The organism is Vibrio sp. 1CM23M, assembly GCF_023161755.1.
Taxonomy (GTDB): Bacteria; Pseudomonadota; Gammaproteobacteria; order Enterobacterales; family Vibrionaceae; genus Vibrio; species Vibrio coralliirubri.
Genome location: NZ_JALNTR010000015.1, coordinates 25,290 through 45,128, shown reverse-complemented (window position 1 = coordinate 45,128; position 19,839 = coordinate 25,290). Strand labels below are relative to the sequence as shown.

Genomic DNA, 19,839 nt, shown 5'->3' with positions numbered 1-19,839 from the left:
ATCGATTAAATTTACGCCTAGGCTTATCCCTATTTCACTCATAGGATTTATCCTTTTTATCAGAGAAATAGAGATACGCTTCAGCACATTGAAATAACTATTGAGGCAGTGAACCTATATGTCTTCTGGACAATCTTTTTCACGTTCATTAATGAAGCTACCTTTATCCGTATTGGTAAAGGGCACATCAATTCCTTCAAACCCTGTTGAGGATTTGAACATTGATTTGAGCAAACCGATTGTATACGCCTTACCGTTTCGCTCAAGTGTAGACATTCTTACATTGCAAAAACATGCACTTGAATTAGGCCTACCTGATCCGTTGAGCAAGCTTGAAATCAACGGCAAATCACTGCAACGCTACGTTTTTATCTCTTCTCGCAAAACTCTGCTGCAAGACGATGATTATGTACCAAGCTCTTCAATTGAAGTGTTCTCTGAATTGCTTTCACTGCACGCTGATGACTCTGAACTCGATGTTCAAGTTATCCCTGCTACCGTTTTGTGGGGGCGCAAACCTGGTAAAGAAAATAACCAGAAGCCTTACCTACAGGCAATGAACGGCTTAGAGAAATCAAAAGCGGTATTGCTAGCAGGTCGTGACTGTCTGGTTCGTTTCAGCCCAGTGGTTTCTCTACGCTACATGGCTAATTCACATGGCACCGACAGCACAATCGCGCACAAACTGGCGCGCGTGGCACGTATTCACTTCTCTCGCCAAAAGCTTGCAGCATCAGGCCCTAACCTGCCAAGCCGCCAAGCTCTGTTTGATCGCCTACTAAAATCAGAAGCGATCAAGAAAGCGATTGAAGACGAAGCACAAGCAAAGAACATCTCGATCGAGAAAGCGAGCAAAGAAGCTCAAGACATCATGGACGAGATTGCTGCGAACTTCTCTTACTCGCTGATCAAGCGTGGTGAAAAGATTCTTGGTTGGCTGTGGAATAAGTTGTACCAAGGCCTGCATATCAGCAACGCTTCAACGGTTCGTAAGTTGGCTCAAGATGGTCATGAGATTGTTTACGTGCCTTGTCACCGTAGCCACATGGACTACTTGCTGCTTTCTTATGTGCTTTATCATGAAGGCATGGTGCCTCCGCATATCGCTGCGGGTATCAACCTGAACTTCTTCCCTGCCGGTCCTATTTTCCGTCATGGTGGTGCGTTCTTTATTCGTCGTAGCTTTAAAGGCAACAAGCTGTACTCGACGATTTTCCGTGAATACCTAGCGGAATTGTTCGCTAAAGGTTACTCAGTAGAGTACTTCAGTGAAGGTGGTCGTTCTCGTACAGGTCGTTTATTGCAGGCGAAAACAGGCATGCTAGCGATGACAATCCAAGCAATGCTGCGCGGCATGAACCGTCCGGTGACTTTGGTTCCTGTGTACATCGGCTACGAGCACGTGATGGAAGTAGCGACTTACGCAAAAGAACTTCGTGGTAAGCGTAAAGAGAAAGAAAACGCGAGCTTAGTGATTCGTACCATTCGTAAGCTGCGTAACTTTGGTAAAGGCTACGTTAACTTCGGCGAGCCAATTCAGCTTAACCAATATCTGAACGAACACTCACCTGAGTGGACCAAAGACATCGACCCAATGGGCACAAGCAAGCCACAATGGATGAACCCGGTGGTTAATGACTTGGCGACTAAAATGATGACGCACATTAACGATGCGGCAGCGACCAATGCTCTGACCCTTTGTGCAACGGCACTATTGGCTTCAAGACAGCGTGCATTGTCTCGTGACTCTTTGGTTTCTCAGATCAATTGCTACCTGTCTCTGCTTAAGAACGTTCCATATTCTGCAACGTTCACTGTGCCAAAAGACAGCGCTGAAGATTTGGTCAAACATGCTGAATCACTGAACAAGTTCTTGATTGAATCAGACTCAATGGGCGACATCATTTCGCTAGACCGTCACCAGTCAATTCTGATGACCTACTACCGAAACAACATCATTCACTTGTTTGCTCTGCCATCGTTAATTGCACAGATGACTATTCGTCAACGCGGTTTATCAATTGACGCGATCCAAGAGAACGTTGCTGCTATCTACCCGTTCTTAAAGAAAGAGCTGTTCCTAAGCTACGACGAAGACAAGCTTGAAGACGTAGTTTCTAACATCATTGAAGAGCTGGTTAACCAAGGTATGCTTGTGGTTTCTGATAATGAAGTCACCATCAACCAATCAAACAGCCAAGCACTGATGCTGTTAGGTCGTACGATTTCAGAAACGCTACAACGCTACTCTATTGCTTTGAACCTGTTAGCAGAGAACCCTGATCTGGATAAATCCGATCTTGAACAGAAGAGCCAAGACATTGCACAGCGACTTGGTCGTCTACAAGGCATCAATGCACCAGAGTTCTTCGATAAAGGCGTGTTTGCGTCGATGTTCGCCACTCTGAAACAACAGCAATATCTGGATAACGATGGTAACTGTGATTTAGAAAAGACTCAGCAATTCGCTAAGCTTCTCTACTCAATGCTTTACCCAGAAGTACGTTTGACGATTCAAGAGAGTATCCACCAAGCGGAGTAATCATCAGCTTGGAATCTCTTGAATAGCGAGACCGAACACGATCAAAAAAGGCACCCAATGGGTGCCTTTTTCTTTAGCGTTCGTTAACTCGAAAAGCTGATACTTACCAGAAGGTAATGAACAAGCCAACGGTCACTGCCATTCCAACATAGTTGTTATTGAGAAAGGCTTGGAAGCATAGGTCTCGATCACGGTGGCGCATCAGGTGTTGTTGATACACAAACAAGCTTCCCGCTACCAACAATGCCCAATAGAAGGTATCACCTAGTTGGTAATGCATGCCTAACGCAATCAGCATCGCTAGGGTGACGAGTTGCAAAGAGCCCACAATCAGTTTATCGAAACGACCAAATAAAATAGCCGTCGATTTAATACCAATCTTCAAGTCATCATCTCGGTCAACCATCGCATATTGCGTGTCGTAAGCAATCGTCCACAACGCGTTAATCACGAAGATAAACCAAACAATGCTTGGCAGCTCATTGGTTTGTGCCGCCCAAGCCATTGGTATCGCCCAGCTAAACGCTAAGCCGAGAAATAACTGTGGAAGATGCGTAAAACGCTTCATGAAAGGGTAAATGAACGCCAGACCCACACCAATAAATGAGAGCTTAATGGTCAGTGGATTCATAGTGAGTACCAGCAAGAATGAAACTACGGCTAGCACTAAAAAGAGCAGAATCGCTTCTTTACTGGAAACCAAACCTGAGGGTAATGGACGCTGCTTGGTACGTTTAACATGACCATCTACTTTACGGTCAGCAAAGTCATTGATCACACAGCCAGCTGAACGCATCAACACCACGCCGAGTACGAAAACAACCAAGACATCAAAATCAGGCATACCTTGTGCAGCGATAATCAGTGACCACAAGGTCGGCCAAAGGAGTAACAGGGTACCAATCGGGCGATTCATTCGCGTTAATTGCCAATACGCCTTCGCTTTGGTGGCAAGCATTTACACACTCTCCTTAGAGTAAATGGGTGATGTTGGTAAAAACAGTTCTGCCACAAGCATCGGTTTATGGTTCATCCATAATCGAGAACGACGCGCGAGTAATCGCTCATCGCCTGCGATAACCCAACCGACTTGCAGCGCATCTCGCTCCACGTTCTCAGCACTGAAAACGGTCAATCCAAGCGGGACATTACCTTGTTGAGAAAGGTCTGAGTGCTGATGATCTTCTAATGTGACTCGGGGAATCAAGGTTCGACCTAACACCCACGGTTCGTCATCACCCTTTAAAATCACTTTACGCAGTAAGCAATCAAACGATGATAAAAGATGTTCCTCGTCTTGTTGTAGCATTGAGCGTTCTACAACTTGATTATGAAGCAACTCAACAGACAGGTGCTGACAGCACTTCCCCAACTTGCGGGAAAGAGAACCTTGCTCCATCAGCCACTCTTTGGTGGTTTCATTAGGAAAATCAAATGTTTCTGTACTTTGCCAATCTACATTCATTAACGAATTAAGATACAGCGATATTGGCTGATTCATACTAGTATTCAATAGGTGACTTTACACGTACAATAAAGCTTCAACTTTCGAACAAAATTAAAGCGTTCTTCGAATTGTAAACGTATTTAGATTTAGACCGCTCATTGTAACAAGACTAATGCGTTTCGAATATCGCGAATAAACTAAAGAAAAGTCACAAATATGCACAAACGTTATGTAGCCCAAATATTTCTTGCGATTACCTTACTCTTTTCAGCATCAAGTTTCGCTGAAGAGGAGTCGGCAGCTAAACTCGCCTACTTCACGCTAGAGCCAGACCTGACCACCAATTTTTACACTAAAGGTAAAAAACTGGGCTACATTCAGGTTCGCCTCGACATCATGGTGGCAAATAGTAACGACTTGGCCGCTATTGAGCATCACCAACCACTGATTCGTGATGCGGTGATTGAATTGCTTGGCAAACAAAACGAAGAAACCATTAAGTCTCTATCTGGCCGTGAAGACTTAAGAAAATCCTTAGTTGAGCACCTCAACAAGATTTTACTTCCAGAGACAGGTAAAACCCTGATTGCTGATTTACTGTTTACCAAATACCTTTATCAGTAATGATGTAAAACGAATCCCAATAAAAAAGCGGCTCATCTGGCCGCTTTTTTGTCTCTATCGTTTGGCTACTCATTAGAAGAGATGAGTTAGCTTCTTGCCGAGCTTGGTGCTTTCATCGCATCGATAAAGCCAATAATCACACCAGCGGCTAGGCCAGCTAAATGCGCCGTATTGGCGATAGCCATAAATGGCTGCATGTACCCAAGCACCAACCACACCAACATAAAGCCGACAATCTGTCTTGGGATACCCAACCCAAGCTGTGGCGCCTTCGCACCAACCACCCATAAGTAACCAACCAAGGCATACACAACACCAGACAAACCACCGAAGTTCGCCCCTTCAACCCAATACTGCCCAGCACCTGAAAGTGCAGAAGATACAGCAAAGATCTGAAGTAGCTTGAGGCTACCTAGTTTCTTCTCAATGTCTCCGCCTAGCTGCCACCACCACAAAATATTAAATGCGATGTGCATAACAGAGAAATGCAGAACGGCATGACTCAGCCAACGCCACAATTGCCATTGCTGTCCATCCACCGCTGGGAAATGCAGGGCATTGAAAATAGCTTGGCCAAAACCGATCTGTTGCAGCGCAAAAATCACCACACACACCAACATCAGGCTTAGTGTCACAGGGCCTGCTTTGGCTTTGATCATGCCCATGAAGCTTGGCGTGTGGTAATGGAAGTTGCTCTTTCTGGTCTCTGCCATGTCCCAAGACGCCGCTTGATAACGTTTATGATTAGGCTCAGCCAGAAAACGATTCAGCTCAGCTTCGGTTTCAACCTGAAATTGGCCATCAAGCAACCAAAGAGCAAAGCGCCCTTCTCCCTCTGGAGACATCTGAATAGGGATCTGGCGCGAGGCCATATAATCAATAAATGCTTGAGCAAGACGTGGATTGTCTAACACCATCAATCTAATCATTGTTACTTCCTATTCATTCTATGAGGGATGGTTAAGGCGGTTCAGGTGATGAAAGTCATTAACCTGCGATCACTGGAAGTTCAGCACGATGCCAAGCTTCGAAACCACCATCAACACTATATACCTCTTCAAAGCCTTGGTTCACTAAATATTGTGCTGCACCTTGGCTACTGATGCCGTGGTAGCACATCACTAAGATAGGTTGTTCAAACTCAACCTCATCCATGAACGACACCATCGTATCGTTAGTCAGGTGGTAGGCTGTTTTTGGGTGGGCAACCGCAAAAGATTGCGGGTCACGTATATCGACAAGTCGAGCTTCGCCTTGTTCAATGAGGGCTTGAGCGCCTTTAACATCGATATGTTTAAACTGGTCCATGACTTTCTCTTTTTATACTGATTTACTTTGCTGCCATTGTAACCTATCCCAAGGCTAACATTCACATCCACTTAATAAGGTTATCCACCAGCGATCACTTTTACACCATTTGTGGATAAATCTGTGAATTGCGTGAATAAAGTGCCTTTTCAAAAATAGATCCACAACATGTAGTAATGATCCTGATCTAACTGTGGGTTAACTGAAACATATCCCCACTCGAAAAACCCCGCCAAAGCCTTACTACACCCTGCTTTTAGACAGCTGACGAATAAACTTCTCACAGAGTTATCCACAAAATCATTTTGCAAATTTCGATCGCAAAAGTTGAGAAATCGATCCAAAACAAAAAGGCCGAGATCTCTCGATCTCGGCCTTTTCAAAATTCAGCTATTTGTTAGCTCTACTAGAAAGTAGAAGCTAATAGAAACTAGATGCTATTAGAAATCACCAACGGCTTGTTTCAATTTCTTCATCGCATTCTTTTCTAACTGGCGAACACGCTCAGCTGAGATACTGTAGGTATCCGCTAAGTCTTGCAGGGTTGCCTTGTTGTCGTCTAACCAACGTGAGCGAACAATGTGTTGGCTACGCTCGTCTAAGCTTGCTAGTGCTAGCCCTAGGCGATTATTGGTGTGTGACTCCCAGTTAGCCGCTTCAACCGTCTCAGCAACGTCTGACGCTTTGTCTTCTAGGTAGTAAACTGGAGCAGTGTAAGCAGAACCGCCATCGTCATCGTCCATAGGCGCTTCAAACGTCGCATCTTGTGCCGCTAAGCGAGATTCCATCTCACGAACTTCTGAAGGCTCAACACCCAGTTCACGAGCAACCGTCTCAACTTCACCGTTATTGAACCAACCCAAACGCTTTTTAGACTTACGAAGGTTAAAAAACAGTTTACGCTGTGCCTTAGTGGTCGCAATTTTAACGATACGCCAGTTACGTAGAACGTATTCATGGATTTCAGCTTTGATCCAGTGAACAGCAAACGAGACGAGACGAACACCAACTTCTGGATTGAAGCGCTTAACAGCCTTCATCAAGCCGATGTTACCTTCTTGGACAAGATCAGCCATTGGCAGCCCGTAGCCAGAGTAGCCTCTTGCAACGTGCACCACGAATCGTAGGTGGGAAAGGATCAAGCCTTTCGCAGCGTCGATCTCACCTTTGTAATGTAATCGCTCTGCAAGTCCACGTTCCTCTTCAGGTGTCAGCATTGGGTAGCTGTTCGCTGAGCGGATATAGCTATCTAAACTATCTTGTGTGACTAAAGCCATTTGATACGCTTGGTTTGCCATTCGGTTCCTCATCAATCTCTGATCTGGAGTAATACATCTATTAAAACCCGACAATCTTGAACCTAAAATGAACAGGTTTCAAGGAGGGGGAAGTAATTATGCATAATCAATTCGTCTATACAAGGCAAAAACTGGTTAAGAAGTGCCTATTTTTCGTCTAAATATGACTCTATTCACCTAAACTGGTTCAATTTCTTTTAGGTGACGCTGTGCAGAAAGCTTCGCAGCCACACTACCAAGCAGGGTTCCGACGATCAAAAGCAGTAAAGATTCATCCCAACTCAGGCCAATTAAACGGAAGTGGCTGTCGTATAACTGAGCCAAGTCATCCACTGCGCTGTTCAGCAATACGGTAATCAATGCCGTCATTACCCAAGCGCTAATCGAACCTAAAACGCCAAACCACATCCCAGCATAAAGGTATGGTCGAAGAATGTAGCTGTCGGTCGCACCAATCAGCTTCATGGTTTGAATCTCTTCTTTATGCGCCAACACATTAAATCGTAGTGTATTGCCGATAATCAGAAATACCGCGCCCAACATCAATACCGTTAAGGTAATCACGATGACAGCCGCTAATGCTTTGATCGCATCTAATCGCGCTAACCAATCTTCGTCTAGGCGAACATCTGTGACTAATTCTTGTTGTTTAACTGTGCCTGCCAGCTCTTTAATTAAGGTATCGCTGTGTACGCTTGGCGTAATCACCAGTACACCTGGCAGTGAATAATCGTCGAGAATGGTTAGGGCGTCTTCAAAACCAGAATACTGGCTGAGGTCTGCAAGCCCTTGCTGCGGAGAAATGTACTCCACCAGCTCAACTTGATCCCAACTTTCGATTTCATCCTTAAGCACCATTACTCGTGGCTCAGGAATACCATCCTCTACATAAGCACTTATTTGTGACGGGCTAGTGACATCTTGCGCTACTTCACCGACATTTTTACCCAATAGGTACAAACAAGCAGGCATCGCCAACGCCATAGAGATCACCGCAAGGGTCAGCAAGTTGCCTAACGGACGCTGCCACATTTGCGAGAACGATGACTTGGCTTGTTTCCAGTGAACAACAAAAAAGCCGTCGCTTGAAGCGCGGTTTGCTGCTCGATTAGATTGAGGTTTCTTGATGCGCTTATTCGCGGCCATAGTCTTCAACCTCACTCAAAAATCCTTGGTTTAATTCAAGATGGCGGTACTGAGGGCGAGTGTTCACTAACCCGATATCGTGCGTCGCTAGGATGATCGTCACACCTGCGCGGTTGAATTCTTCAAATAATCGCAACACACGGTTAGATAATTCAGGGTCTAGGTTACCGGTAGGCTCATCGGCTAAAAGCAGAGTTGGACGGTTAACCACAGCGCGAGCAATACCCACGCGTTGTTGTTCACCACCCGAAAGTTGGCTTGGCAAGCAACGGGCTTTATCTAATAAACCGGTTTTATCCAACGCAGCACTGACTCGGCGTTTTATTTCGTTTTCAGAAATAGATTCAATACGCATAGGCAGAGCGACGTTATCGAAAATCGAACGGTCCATCAGCAGGCGGTGGTCTTGAAAAACAATCCCAATATTACGGCGTAAGAAAGGAATATCTTTGGCTGGGATACGAGTGATATCGTGATCGTTGAACCAGACACGTCCATCGGTTGGACGCTCTATCGCGCAGATCAACTTCAGCAAGGTACTTTTACCAGCCCCAGAGTGCCCACCCAAAAAAGCCATCTCTCCACGTTTCAGGTGAAAGTCCACTTTTTGGAGCGCTTGTCTTCCACCTCGGTAGGCTTTACTCACTTGCTGAAATTTGATCACCGAAAATTCCTCTTACGATCACTAATATCAAATTTAAAAACGGTAGCAGATTAAGGATAAACCACTTTGCTACTCGCGTTACTCTTCGCGGCTAAATAGTGCTTCAATGAAGTCTTTAGATTCAAATGGACGCAGGTCATCAATACCTTCACCCACACCAATGTAGCGGATTGGAATCTGGAACTGGTCAGCAATTGAGAAAATTACGCCACCTTTCGCCGTACCATCTAGCTTAGTCAGTGTAATACCCGTAACTGGAGCCACTTCACTGAACAGCTTCGCTTGGCTGATAGCATTCTGACCTGTACCTGCATCGAGCGTTAGCATGATTTCGTGTGGTGCAGAGTCATCAATCTTCTTCATTACACGAACGATCTTGCGTAGCTCTTCCATCAGGTTGCTCTTGTTCTGCAAACGACCGGCTGTATCAGCAATCACAACATCAACACCACGCGCTTTCGCTGCTTCAATCGCATCGTAGATAACAGACGCACTGTCCGCACCAGTGTGTTGAGCGATAACTGGCACATCGTTACGCTGACCCCAAACCTGAAGCTGTTCAACGGCTGCAGCACGGAAGGTATCACCCGCTGCTAGCATCACTTTCTTGCCTTCATTTTGGAATTGTTTCGCCAGCTTACCGATCGTAGTTGTCTTACCTACACCGTTCACACCCACCATTAAGATAACGTAAGGTGTTTTAGTGGTATCAACAACCAGTGGCTGTTCCACTTGGCTTAAGATGTCTGCCATCTCTTCTTTGAGCAGACCATAAAGCGCTTCACCATCTTTTAGGTCATTGCGAGATGCTTTTTCTGTCAGGTTTTCAATGATCTTAACCGTAGTATTCATACCCACGTCAGCGATCAGAAGTTGCTCTTCTAGCTCTTCAAACAGGTCTTCATCGATTTGCTTGCCTTTGAACAGACCAAAGAAACCCGCACCGATGTTTGCTTTAGTGCGACTTAGGCTGCGCTTGAGGCGAGCAAAGAAGCTTTCTGTTGGCTTTTCTTGAACTTCTTCAACCTTGGCTTGCGGAGCAGCCACTTCTTCCTGTTCTGCTTCTGCTTCTGCTTCTGCTTCTGCTTCTGCTTCTGCTTCTGCTGCGACAGGTTGCTGCTCTTGTTGAGCTTCTTCAAGCGCTTGCTCAGGTTCAGTTGGCTTAGATTGTTCAGCTTCAGGCGCGACCTGTTCAGCCTCAACTTGTGATTCAACTTCAGTTTGATCTTCAACGCTTTCTACGTTCGCTTCATTCTGAGTTTTAGGGCTTTGTTCTTCTTCACCAAAACCAAGCCACGATAATAATCCGCGCTTCTTTTTTTTCGTCATCAGAGGAGTTTCCTAGATCTACTAATTAGCTGTATTGACTTAATACACGTCGACTCTTTGCTATTGTTATACAATACAAGCTTGTACAAACGAATAGTAAAGAAAAATGACAAAGCAGTGATAAGTTTGCTTTTAGCTTGATACACTTTGTCATTGCAAATTTATTTAATACACGAACCCACTTAAATTGGGCTCGGTATAGTATCACTTTATTAGCGGTCAAAAAATCTATGGTAAGACGTCGCCAGCAAAACACATCACAAAAAAAGCCATCCGGAGGCTTTGTTCGAATTATTAGTGGCTCATGGAGAGGTAGAAAGCTGCCTGTTCATGATTTAGAAGGATTACGCCCAACCATTGACCGAGTAAAAGAAACACTCTTTAACTGGGTGGCTCAAGATATCCCACATTCAACTTGCTTGGATGTATTTGCCGGCTCTGGCGGTCTAGGTTTTGAAGCAGCTTCTCGCCAAGCAAAAATGGTGACACTGCTCGAAATGAATCAAAAGGCGGCTAAACAGCTTTCTGATAACGCGAAAGAGCTCAAGGCAGACAACATCAATGTCGTGAATACTGATGCTATCTCTTTCCTTAAGAAACCAGGCACTCCTTACGATATGGTTTTCCTTGATCCACCATTTCGTCAAGGCTTACTGGCAGAAACAGTACAACTGCTTGAGAGTAATGGTTGGCTTGCAGACAATGCCATCATTTACGTCGAGACAGAGAAAGAACTGAAACTCGAAGCTATGCCAGAGAACTGGGAATTGCATCGCGACAAGACCACCGGACAGTCAAGCTACCGACTGTTCAATCGAATCACTGAAGAATAGGAGTTATTGAATGAAGTTCTTGCTTCCACTAGCAAAAGCAGCCATCGCCTTTGTTTGGTTTATCTTAATCGTAAATATTTTCTACCCGTTCCCGGGTAATGCTGCGATTGCGCTTTATATCATGACAGCATTCTTGTTCTTCATGCACGGCCTGCAGATGCTGATTTTCATCGGTGCATTCGGCGATAAGATCGAGATGTCACGTTGGGAGAAGTGGTCAATATTGATTTTCGGTGTCTTCGCCTTACTCGATATCCGACGCAAACACATGATGTAATCGAGCTTAAGCCCAGATATAAAACGCTTAGCTACAGAAAACATCATGACAGAAACAGTAGAGACAAAAACGCCGCTCATTTGAGCGGCGTTTTTTTATTCAGCAATGATATTGATGTTAGCCCATGTAGCCTTTCACACCATCGAGGAACATTTGCGTCGACAGCATAACCAACAACAAGCCCATCAAGCGTTCGATGGCTTTAAGACCTCTCTCTCCCAGCACTCGCAGGAAGAAGCCATTAAACATCAGAATAAAGAAGGTAGCACCCCAAGCCAGCATCACTGCGCCTGAAAGCTCTAACATATTGTCAGGGTGCTGTGTCGACAACAGAATCAATGCCGCAATCACTGAAGGGCCAGCAATCATTGGGATCGCCATCGGCACAATAAACGGTTCTTCACCCGCCGCGAGGCCAGTAATACTACCCGCACTTGGGAAAATCATCTTAATCGCGATAATAAACAGAATAATACCGCCAGAGATACTCAAGGTTTCAGGCTGCACGTGCAGGAAGTTCATGATGCTTTGACCAGCAAACAAGAACAACAGCAGGATAATCAGCGCAAACATCAGTTCACGAACAAGAACAATACGGCGACGCTTCGGATCAATATGCTTAAGGATAGAGAGCACGATTGGTAGATTGCCAAGCGGGTCCATAATAAGAAACAGCATGGTTGCTGCAGATAAAATTTCCATAAGTTTGTCTCGAAAAGCGTAAGTGCGCGGAGTATAGCAGCCTCAACATTGATTTTCGAACGCAGTAATAAAAGGATTAACTTATGTAATTAGAAGGGAATTTTGCGAGAGAAAAGAGAAAAGAGAAAAGAGAAAAGAGAAAAGAGAAAAGAGAAAAGAGAAAAGAGAATTTAAAGAGTGAAGCCGAAACGTCGCATCCACTCTTCTTATCTATAAAAGCCAAGTCACTGGGAATCAGTGGTTACACACACGTTCGCGATTAGTGCAAAGCTTGTCATCAATAACCACGACCTTTTCCATCTTCAGGAAAAACTTCAGCAATCCATCTAAATCCAGACCGTTCAGCTTACACGTATGAAAACGCGCTTCTGCGCCATAAGTTTGAGCGAGTTCTTGCGTCAACTCTTCACGAGTCAGTGGCTTTTCACTCAGTAGGTTTAAAACGTTGTGTGCATGAATTTCGGTAGTCATAACTCTATCTCATGTTTAATGAAGTAGACGTAGAGTACCTTCTTTCATCTGAGCTGCCTTGATGTAGCTCAGAGTTAAGCGAGCTCTACCCTAAATTGTAAGGGAAGCAACAATGAGAGCGTGCGCCAGAAAGTAGCTGCCCGTCACCCAAAAGTAGGCACCCTTAATTGGGCTACGATAAAAATTTAGCGCGTACGCCAATGCTGAAAGCAGCAACACGACACAACCCGCAAAACCCACCGCATGCGACAGTTGAGGATCAAGCAACCAGAGCTCACCAGAAGCCCATGCAAGCTGAATAAGCACGATACCCATGATAACCACAGGAAAGACGAGTTTGTCTAAACGAGGCAGAAGCAAGAAGAAAGCAACGACACAAGCCGCCAACAGCAGCGCGAACAACCACCAGACCATTTCTCCTGATAGCTGTAACCAAAATGCTTTGCTGTAACAGAGCTGAGCTAACAAGAAGCAAACAAAATGCAGAGGACGTTTTTGAGTAACAGTATGCAGGACATCTGCGATCGCAGAGACCGCCAACCCAGCAACGACCCAATAGGTAAAATCAGCAACGACAGATTGAGTTAAAGCAATGGTCGCTAATAATACATAGGTAAAAACCTTATACGATAAGGCCTGACCGATATGTCCATGTTTCGTTCCTGCTATTGCTCCGATACCAGACAAGGAAACCGCCAACCAACTCCACATACCATTTGTCCTATTGCTTTAAATCGTCGCCAGTCTAGGCACACGAGTGTTGATGTAAAGCCTCAGCCCCTCAAAATTGGATCTTGATTACGCTTCCACTAAAAAGAGTCTCTTTAGATTGAAGTCGTAACAATTACCACCATGACAATGGCCATTCGTTTAAAACTAGAACGAATCATCATAAAACCCATTCAAACTGGCATTAGAGTCGCCATACTTGAATTTTTGCCAATTCTAACCTATCGACCCCACCAAAACCGGCCTAATTCCGTCAAATACCACACTTAAAAAATTAAAATAACCACATTTAAAATAAATAATAACAATAAGTTAAATAAACAAACTCAAGATTAACAGGAAAATAAAAACGCTAACCAAGCCTAGACTTGTAAAGTAGCCAGTTTTCTTTTTTAACGCCCAGTTTTGTCAGGTTATTTCAAGCCTCCGGTAAAAATCGCCACAAAAACCAAGCCGAAAACTTAAAAAACCAACCAAAACCAACCTAGCCACCACCAACCTCTATTAATACAGTTTAACAACCTTTAACAATATAAATTACACAAAACAACCATTACAAAACAACAAGTTAAATCAAATTAGAACAAACATAAATCACAACGAACAAATTAAGAACACACCATAAAACACAGTTAAACACTGCCAAACAAGCCAAAAACTCATAGTTTTCTACTACTTTTAAAGCTTTCGAAAGTAATTCTTGATCTAAGGCCATAAGTAGTGCTATTCTTTAAAACATAGCGAGAGACAACCAAATTTAGGAGTAGTGTTATGATTTCATCTTCGCAAAGACAAGGACTTGTAATGATCGCGGTAGTTGTAGGTCTAATGACGCTACCGATGATGTACTAAGCAAGTTACAGATAAAAAAAGGGACGCCATGAGCGTCCCTTTTTTTGTTCAATTTTTTCACTTCGAAAACAGATGCAGTGTTAGCACATCCCAGTTCGCATAATAGAAACCTGCGGCAGCTAAAGTCATTGCCATCATCAGTAAGATCGCAACTCGCCAGATAAAACGACCACTACGTGGAGTCAGCTCCTTCTCACAGTCGTTACACATCATGATGAACTTATGTTGGTCTTCCAACTTAGCCTCATGTTCATTGACTACCTTATTACGACACGTTGCGATATAGCGCAGCTTGCTCACCATATCGTGCGGTAGCCTTTCTTCACAGCTTGTTACAAGCTCATGCAATCCTTCGCCTTCGGCATGATATTGAAGCCTCAATAATTTCTCTATATTGCGAGTTCTTGTCACCACTTTTTCAATATCGGTCATCTTAGCCCTCCCACTCCACACTATAATTCTAGTCGAGCATTTCCCTATTCTTATACAAAATAACTGTTATTTACGAGAGAAAGAGACAATAAATAACAATGCTTTATCCCAAACTGACCATTAAATGTGATGTCTGCCGAAAAATAATCAGCTTGGCTTACAACAGTTCACGAATAACGGCTTTAAACACATATCCCTATTGCCTGAAAGAATAGAATAACCATCACGACTACATGGAGGTTATATGCCTAATTCACTCTTTTTTGCCATCTTTGCTCTCGCTGCTCTAGCGGCTTGGGTATTTATTGGTTTCTATCGAAAACACTCGCAAGGTGAAAATGCGCCAGAGAAGAAAGTGAATGTCACGGTGTTAGACAAACAATCGATCGACCTTCCTGACGCAGAACCGGGCCAAGAAGATCAAGAGTACTGGATTTACGTTCAACGTGGTGTGGTTGGTCCGAAGCGAGAATTCCAAGTCGGCATCCACTATTTCCACGCCCTTAACCCTGGCGACAAAGGAACCTTAACCTACCAAGGCGATAAGTTCTTACACTTTGCGTTGAAGCGCTAAACGTCAGCCGCTTCAACTGTCGTCCCTAAGCAATCCATCAGAAAGCCTTAGCAATCACCGCTAAGGCAATAACCAACGCGTTTTCTCTGACTTAGACACCAACCAGCTCATCCATAATGCGCCAGCTCCGCTGATCACAATCCATAATGGAATAACCCATGCCGGATGTCCTTGGTACCAACCAAACTCTTTCATCGGCCACAAGAAAATCGGGTGCAGCAGGTAAATACCTAAGCTGTGCTTACTGATAAAGCCAACCACTTGGTTACTCTTCTCAGACAGGCCTTCACCATAGTAACGGCATACCATGAACACCATGCTCGCGGCTAATACGGTATTCAACGTTTTGTAAGATAGCCAGCGCCCTACCGTGTACTCTTCTGCTACCAAGCTTGCATCAACCACCATGTAAACCGTGGTTAGTAACGCTAGCCCACCCAGTAACACACTCACGCCAACGGTCATCTTGTTAAGTGGCACAATCTTATACAGCAAGTAACCCAATGGTAAGTAACCGGTGTACAACCACAATTCGTGACTCCAAGGGCCATCGATTTTCAGTAAGAACAGCAATGTTGTGAACAACCATACCGCCGTAAAGGCATAGACCGATCTATCACCGTACTTTCTAACCATGATCTGCAAGAACGGAATCACAAAATAGAGTGGGATGAAGTAATAGAAGAAACCAAGGTGGTAATAGGTGTAATGATGGTAGCTATTAAGCAACACGTCCCAACTGACGTCGGCATCAAAGCCCATTGCCGACCAGCCCGACAGATAGGTATAGAAAAGCGACCAGACAATGAAAGGTATCAGTACCTTGCCCAAACGACGCTTGAGGTAGTATTTGGCGTCAAACGGGCGCTGATCACTGAGCATCAGTGCGCCAGTAATCAAAATGAACACAGGTACTGCCCAGCGGCTGAAACCGTTTACCGTAATGGCAGTAAGCCATTCACCGAAAGGAATAGTGCCCAACTCATTGCGATAAGGCGCCAAAACATGAATCGCGATAACCGCTACGGCCGCGACACATCGTGCTAAATCAAAAAAGAGAATTCGCTGCTTCATGTAAATGCCTGATTAATATTCAATCATTCTACTATAGCAATAAAAAAGCTGACCGGAATAAATACCAAGTCAGCTTAGTGTTAAAGGAGATACTTATCGCGAATTTAGCTTATTCGACTCTAGGTTATCCGACTTAAGCTTATGCGATTTTCACTCTTACAAATGAGGCTCATTCGGCTGAAGCTTATGCCGCTGAGATTTTTGGTACTTTAGGTAAACGCAGAGAGATCACCGTCGTTATCGCCAAGAATGCGAAGGAAACCCACAGACACGCAGACAAACCTGCCATTTGGAATACCAAGCCCGACAATATCGTGCCAATCAAACGGCCCATCGCGTTTGCCATGTAGTAGAAACCGACATCAAGAGAAACGCCATCGCCTTTCGCATAACTCACAATCAAATATGAGTGAAGTGATGAGTTCACCGCAAAAATGGCACCAAATACCATCAAACCACCCACGATAACGAGCTCTGGTTGCCAGCCAATCTGTACTGCATAAGCGATAGCAGCGGTCACGATAGCCAACGCACCAGCCCATAACAGCGCGGCATGGCCATCTGGCACCTTACCTTGAGCTTTACCAGTAATCTTCGGCGCAATGCCCTGTACAAAGCCATAAGCGATAGTCCAAGCAGCTAAGAAACCGCCAACCCATGAGTGATCCCAACCAAACACACTGCCTAGGTAAATCGGCAAAGCAATCACAAACCACACATCACGAGCGCCAAACAGGAACATACGTGCTGCGGATAGGATGTTGATGGATTCAGACTTAGAGAAGATCTGTTTGAACTTAGGCTTGGTTTTCGCTTTGCCCATGTCCGCTTCTAAGCTCAACACACTGCCAACGAAGACCAATGCCAACACGGCTGCCATCGCGAGCACGGCGTATTGGAAGCCAATCGTTGAAAGCAGTAAACCACCAATAAAGAAGCCTGCCCCTTTAAGCGCATTCTTAGATCCGGTCAGAATCGCAATCCACTTATAAAGCGCGCCTTGTTGTTCATCAGGAACCAGAGTCTTAATTGAGCTCTTGGCACTCATCTTATTGAGGTCTTTAGCGATACCAGACAAGGCTTGCGCCGCCATGACCCAAGGAATGGTCAGCATTGCCGTTGGCACCGCGAGCATACCCAAGGCGACGACTTGCATGCCTAACCCAATGTTCATGGTCTTATTGAGGCCAAGACGCGCCCCTAACCAGCCACCGATTAGGTTAGTCACCACACCAAAGAATTCATAGAAAAGGAACAGTGAGGCGATTTCTAACGAACTGTAGCCAAGGTCGTAAAAATACAGAACCACCAACATGCGAAGTGCACCATCAGTAATGGTGAAGTTCCAGTAGTTAAAAGTCACCAACATGTATTGGCGAACGCTCTTACTTAGATTTGAAAACATAACGCTATCTCTGCAATCTAAACAAAAAGAGCTTTTGGATCATGATAAGTTCAACACTCCAGATACCAAAAGCTCCCTGTCTAACACTGATGACTATTAGCTATTCGCTACGCCATTAATGTATTCAACCTGGATAGGTTTAGTGAAGGCACCTGGACGCAGTGCCTGCACCTCTTGAACTACCTTGCTCAAATCCCAGCCTTTTTCTAACAGTAGGTGAGCTGCGAACAAACCAGTGCGACCAGAGCCGCCCATACAATGCATTGCAACCTTGCCGCCGTTATCGACGATGTTATGTAGCTCAGGGCTAGCTGCTTGCCACTTCGCAGCAAAACCAGCACCCGGTGCACAGTCGTCTTCAATTTCGATCTGGAACCATTGCATACCTAACGCACGTGTTTTTTCACCAAGTGCCGCCACGTCTTTGCTTGCAAGCTCATGGTCATCAAGTGCTGTCACGATAGCTTCAACGCCTTGCTCTTTTAGCTGAGCCAGTGATGCATCAAGCGTTGCTTCTTTTGTGCCTGGGCACGGAGTAAGCACTAGCGCACCTTGCTCTAGGTCTAGTTGCCATGTTGGATGTATCATTATATCTTCTCCAGATTCTTATTAAGCAAGGCCAACGGTACGAACAAGCTCAGCGGTACGTGTTGCGTAACCCATCTCATTGTCGTACCAAGCGTAGATCTTAACCATGCGCTTACCGACCAACATCGTTGATAGTGCATCCACGATTGTTGAGCGTTGGTCGCCTTTGTAATCGATAGAAACCAGTGGACGCTCTTCAAAGCCAAGAATGCCTTTTAGTTCATTCTGAGACGCTTCTTTCAGCATCGCGTTAACTTCTTCTGCCGTGGTGTCTTGCTTCACTTCGAAGATGATGTCTGTCAGAGAAGCGTTCGCTAGCGGTACACGAACTGCGTGGCCGTTGATACGGTTTTCTAGCTCAGGGAAGATCTCAACAATCGCTTTGGCGCTACCCGTCGTTGTTGGGATAAGACTCATGCCACATGCACGTGCGCGGCGTAAGTCTTTGTGCGGCGCATCAAGAATAGTTTGCGTGTTAGTTAAATCGTGAATAGTGGTGAAGGCTGCGTTCTCGATACCAAGCTTCTCGTTGATCACCTTAACCACTGGCGCGATACAGTTCGTTGTACAAGACGCTGCCGTTACGATTTTGTGTACCGTAGGGTCGAAGATATTGTCATTCACACCAACAACGATGTTTGCGATGCCTTCTTCTTTCACTGGCGCCGATACCACAACACGTTTCACGCCCTGCTCTAGGTATTTGTTTAGGAAAGAGGTCTTACGGTGAACACCTGTCGCTTCGATAACCACATCACAACCAGACCAGTCGATCGCATCGATGTCGCGCTCTTGTGTGGTCTTGATGCGCTGGCCATTAATGATCATCTCATCGCCTTCTGCAGTTACTTCGTGGTGAAAGCGACCTTGAACTGAATCAAATTCTAGAAGGTGGGCCAGTGTTGTTGTGTCGCCAGCAACATCGTTAATTTGAACAAATTCTAGCTCATCCCAATCGAATGCTGCGCGAAGTGCTAGACGGCCGATACGACCAAAACCATTAATACCTACTTTGACTGTCATTTTCTGTTCTCTCAGTTAATTGCCTTCATATTTGAAGCCGCAGCGTTGTTGACTACGTTCACTTACCGGAGCGCCGGCCGCCCTAATTACATAGAGCCACTATGCTCATAGGGATAAGTTCACTTGTCGCCTAGCTGCAACTCCAACTATTTCGGCATTAAGTTTTAATGTATTTAAACGCAACATACTGGGCGTGAGTTCATCGACTCTAAGCGCTCAATATCTTGCTGGTATTCAGTTTTCAAACAGTTCGATGCAATAAGGTCGTCAATTAACTTTAGCATCCAACCTGGTAAATCTTGTGACAGGCGGTAAAACACCCACTGCCCCTGGCGAACATCAGTCAAAATACCGTTTGAACGCAGCTGCGCAAGATGGCGTGAAACCTTTGGCTGACTTTCTTGCAATGCCTGAGTCAACTCACCAACCGATAAGCACTCATTGCGAACTATCAACATTAAGCAACGCACTCGCGTTTCATCGGACAGTAATTTAAAAAATTGGTGAGGAAGCATAAAAAT

The 19,839-nt window shown here is 44.9% G+C and carries 22 protein-coding genes; 5 read left to right on the top strand and 17 right to left on the bottom strand.

All coding sequences use genetic code 11. The annotated features are described in order from the left end of the window. The first annotated feature begins 118 nt into the window (after positions 1-118). The gene (gene plsB, locus MSG35_RS23265) at positions 119-2,542 is read left to right on the top strand and encodes a glycerol-3-phosphate 1-O-acyltransferase PlsB (RefSeq protein ID WP_048610744.1); all 2,424 of its coding nucleotides are present in this window, start codon (positions 119-121) and stop codon (positions 2,540-2,542) included. A 103-nt stretch (positions 2,543-2,645) separates the two neighbouring features. Here the strand turns inward: plsB and ubiA are convergent, their stop codons facing one another. Next, positions 2,646-3,500, bottom strand: coding sequence for a 4-hydroxybenzoate octaprenyltransferase (ubiA, locus tag MSG35_RS23260; protein ID WP_048658874.1), 855 nt, complete (start codon positions 3,498-3,500; stop codon positions 2,646-2,648). Beyond that, the gene (locus MSG35_RS23255) at positions 3,501-4,043 is read right to left on the bottom strand and encodes a chorismate lyase (protein ID WP_164091128.1); all 543 of its coding nucleotides are present in this window, start codon (positions 4,041-4,043) and stop codon (positions 3,501-3,503) included. Between the two features lie 162 nt (positions 4,044-4,205). Between MSG35_RS23255 and MSG35_RS23250 the strand changes: the two genes are divergently transcribed. After that, positions 4,206-4,613, top strand: coding sequence for a flagellar basal body-associated protein FliL (locus MSG35_RS23250; protein WP_048610748.1), 408 nt, complete (start codon positions 4,206-4,208; stop codon positions 4,611-4,613). Between the two features lie 86 nt (positions 4,614-4,699). Here MSG35_RS23250 and glpG read toward each other — a convergent pair whose 3' ends face one another. The 6 genes from glpG to ftsY form a co-directional block, all read right to left on the bottom strand. Further along, positions 4,700-5,542, bottom strand: a complete 843-nt coding sequence (gene glpG / locus MSG35_RS23245) for a rhomboid family intramembrane serine protease GlpG (RefSeq protein ID WP_017063770.1) — start codon at positions 5,540-5,542, stop codon at positions 4,700-4,702. 58 nt (positions 5,543-5,600) lie between these two features. Continuing rightward, entirely contained in the window at positions 5,601-5,921 is a 321-nt protein-coding gene (gene glpE / locus MSG35_RS23240; protein WP_017061039.1) for a thiosulfate sulfurtransferase GlpE, read from the bottom strand. A gap of 440 nt (positions 5,922-6,361) precedes the next feature. After that, positions 6,362-7,219, bottom strand: coding sequence for an RNA polymerase sigma factor RpoH (gene rpoH, locus MSG35_RS23235; RefSeq protein WP_017055518.1), 858 nt, complete (start codon positions 7,217-7,219; stop codon positions 6,362-6,364). Positions 7,220-7,396: 177 nt separating this feature from the next. Then, complete coding sequence (gene ftsX / locus MSG35_RS23230; RefSeq protein WP_017061038.1) at positions 7,397-8,365, bottom strand: permease-like cell division protein FtsX; 969 nt, start codon at positions 8,363-8,365, stop codon at positions 7,397-7,399. Further along, positions 8,352-9,029: a cell division ATP-binding protein FtsE gene (ftsE, locus tag MSG35_RS23225; protein ID WP_004736585.1), complete on the bottom strand. Its 678-nt coding sequence runs from the start codon at positions 9,027-9,029 to the stop codon at positions 8,352-8,354. The genes ftsX and ftsE overlap by 14 nt, the downstream gene beginning before the upstream one ends. Positions 9,030-9,107: 78 nt before the next feature. Next, the gene (gene ftsY / locus MSG35_RS23220) at positions 9,108-10,358 is read right to left on the bottom strand and encodes a signal recognition particle-docking protein FtsY (RefSeq protein WP_248385080.1); all 1,251 of its coding nucleotides are present in this window, start codon (positions 10,356-10,358) and stop codon (positions 9,108-9,110) included. Between the two features lie 230 nt (positions 10,359-10,588). Here ftsY and rsmD point away from each other — a divergent pair, with 230 nt between their 5' ends. Then, on the top strand, positions 10,589-11,191 hold the full coding sequence (gene rsmD, locus MSG35_RS23215) for a 16S rRNA (guanine(966)-N(2))-methyltransferase RsmD (protein ID WP_017066764.1): 603 nt from the start codon (positions 10,589-10,591) through the stop codon (positions 11,189-11,191). Positions 11,192-11,201: 10 nt separating this feature from the next. Continuing rightward, a complete protein-coding gene (locus MSG35_RS23210) occupies positions 11,202-11,468 on the top strand; it encodes a DUF1145 domain-containing protein (RefSeq protein WP_016784000.1) in 267 nt (88 codons plus the stop codon). Between the two features lie 117 nt (positions 11,469-11,585). Here MSG35_RS23210 and MSG35_RS23205 read toward each other — a convergent pair whose 3' ends face one another. The 4 genes from MSG35_RS23205 to MSG35_RS23190 all read right to left on the bottom strand — a co-directional run bounded on the left by MSG35_RS23205 (position 11,586) and on the right by MSG35_RS23190 (position 14,654). Continuing rightward, positions 11,586-12,170 (bottom strand): YhgN family NAAT transporter, encoded by a 585-nt coding sequence (locus MSG35_RS23205; protein ID WP_009848232.1) that lies wholly within the window; start codon positions 12,168-12,170, stop codon positions 11,586-11,588. Positions 12,171-12,404: 234 nt separating this feature from the next. Further along, entirely contained in the window at positions 12,405-12,641 is a 237-nt protein-coding gene (locus MSG35_RS23200) for a YecH family metal-binding protein (protein WP_017061034.1), read from the bottom strand. A gap of 90 nt (positions 12,642-12,731) precedes the next feature. Further along, the gene (locus MSG35_RS23195; protein WP_050645414.1) at positions 12,732-13,352 is read right to left on the bottom strand and encodes a lysoplasmalogenase; all 621 of its coding nucleotides are present in this window, start codon (positions 13,350-13,352) and stop codon (positions 12,732-12,734) included. A 927-nt stretch (positions 13,353-14,279) separates the two neighbouring features. Next, positions 14,280-14,654, bottom strand: coding sequence for a hypothetical protein (locus MSG35_RS23190; protein WP_004736595.1), 375 nt, complete (start codon positions 14,652-14,654; stop codon positions 14,280-14,282). Positions 14,655-14,898: 244 nt separating this feature from the next. Between MSG35_RS23190 and MSG35_RS23185 the strand changes: the two genes are divergently transcribed. Then, positions 14,899-15,228: a DUF2500 domain-containing protein gene (locus tag MSG35_RS23185; protein ID WP_017061032.1), complete on the top strand. Its 330-nt coding sequence runs from the start codon at positions 14,899-14,901 to the stop codon at positions 15,226-15,228. Between the two features lie 60 nt (positions 15,229-15,288). On the opposite strand, the gene MSG35_RS23180 is transcribed toward MSG35_RS23185, so the two are convergent. The 5 genes from MSG35_RS23180 to MSG35_RS23160 all read right to left on the bottom strand — a co-directional run bounded on the left by MSG35_RS23180 (position 15,289) and on the right by MSG35_RS23160 (position 19,833). Beyond that, entirely contained in the window at positions 15,289-16,302 is a 1,014-nt protein-coding gene (locus MSG35_RS23180) for an acyltransferase (protein ID WP_017061031.1), read from the bottom strand. Between the two features lie 184 nt (positions 16,303-16,486). Next, entirely contained in the window at positions 16,487-17,707 is a 1,221-nt protein-coding gene (arsJ, locus tag MSG35_RS23175) for an organoarsenical effux MFS transporter ArsJ (protein WP_248385078.1), read from the bottom strand. 96 nt (positions 17,708-17,803) lie between these two features. Beyond that, positions 17,804-18,295 carry a cyclin-dependent kinase inhibitor 3 family protein gene (locus MSG35_RS23170; RefSeq protein WP_017061028.1) on the bottom strand — a complete coding sequence of 164 codons (492 nt, stop codon included), beginning with the start codon at positions 18,293-18,295 and terminating at the stop codon, positions 17,804-17,806. 21 nt (positions 18,296-18,316) lie between these two features. Further along, complete coding sequence (locus tag MSG35_RS23165; protein WP_248385077.1) at positions 18,317-19,318, bottom strand: ArsJ-associated glyceraldehyde-3-phosphate dehydrogenase; 1,002 nt, start codon at positions 19,316-19,318, stop codon at positions 18,317-18,319. Positions 19,319-19,491: 173 nt separating this feature from the next. Then, positions 19,492-19,833 (bottom strand): metalloregulator ArsR/SmtB family transcription factor, encoded by a 342-nt coding sequence (locus MSG35_RS23160; protein WP_004736602.1) that lies wholly within the window; start codon positions 19,831-19,833, stop codon positions 19,492-19,494. Between the last annotated feature and the right edge of the window lie 6 nt (positions 19,834-19,839).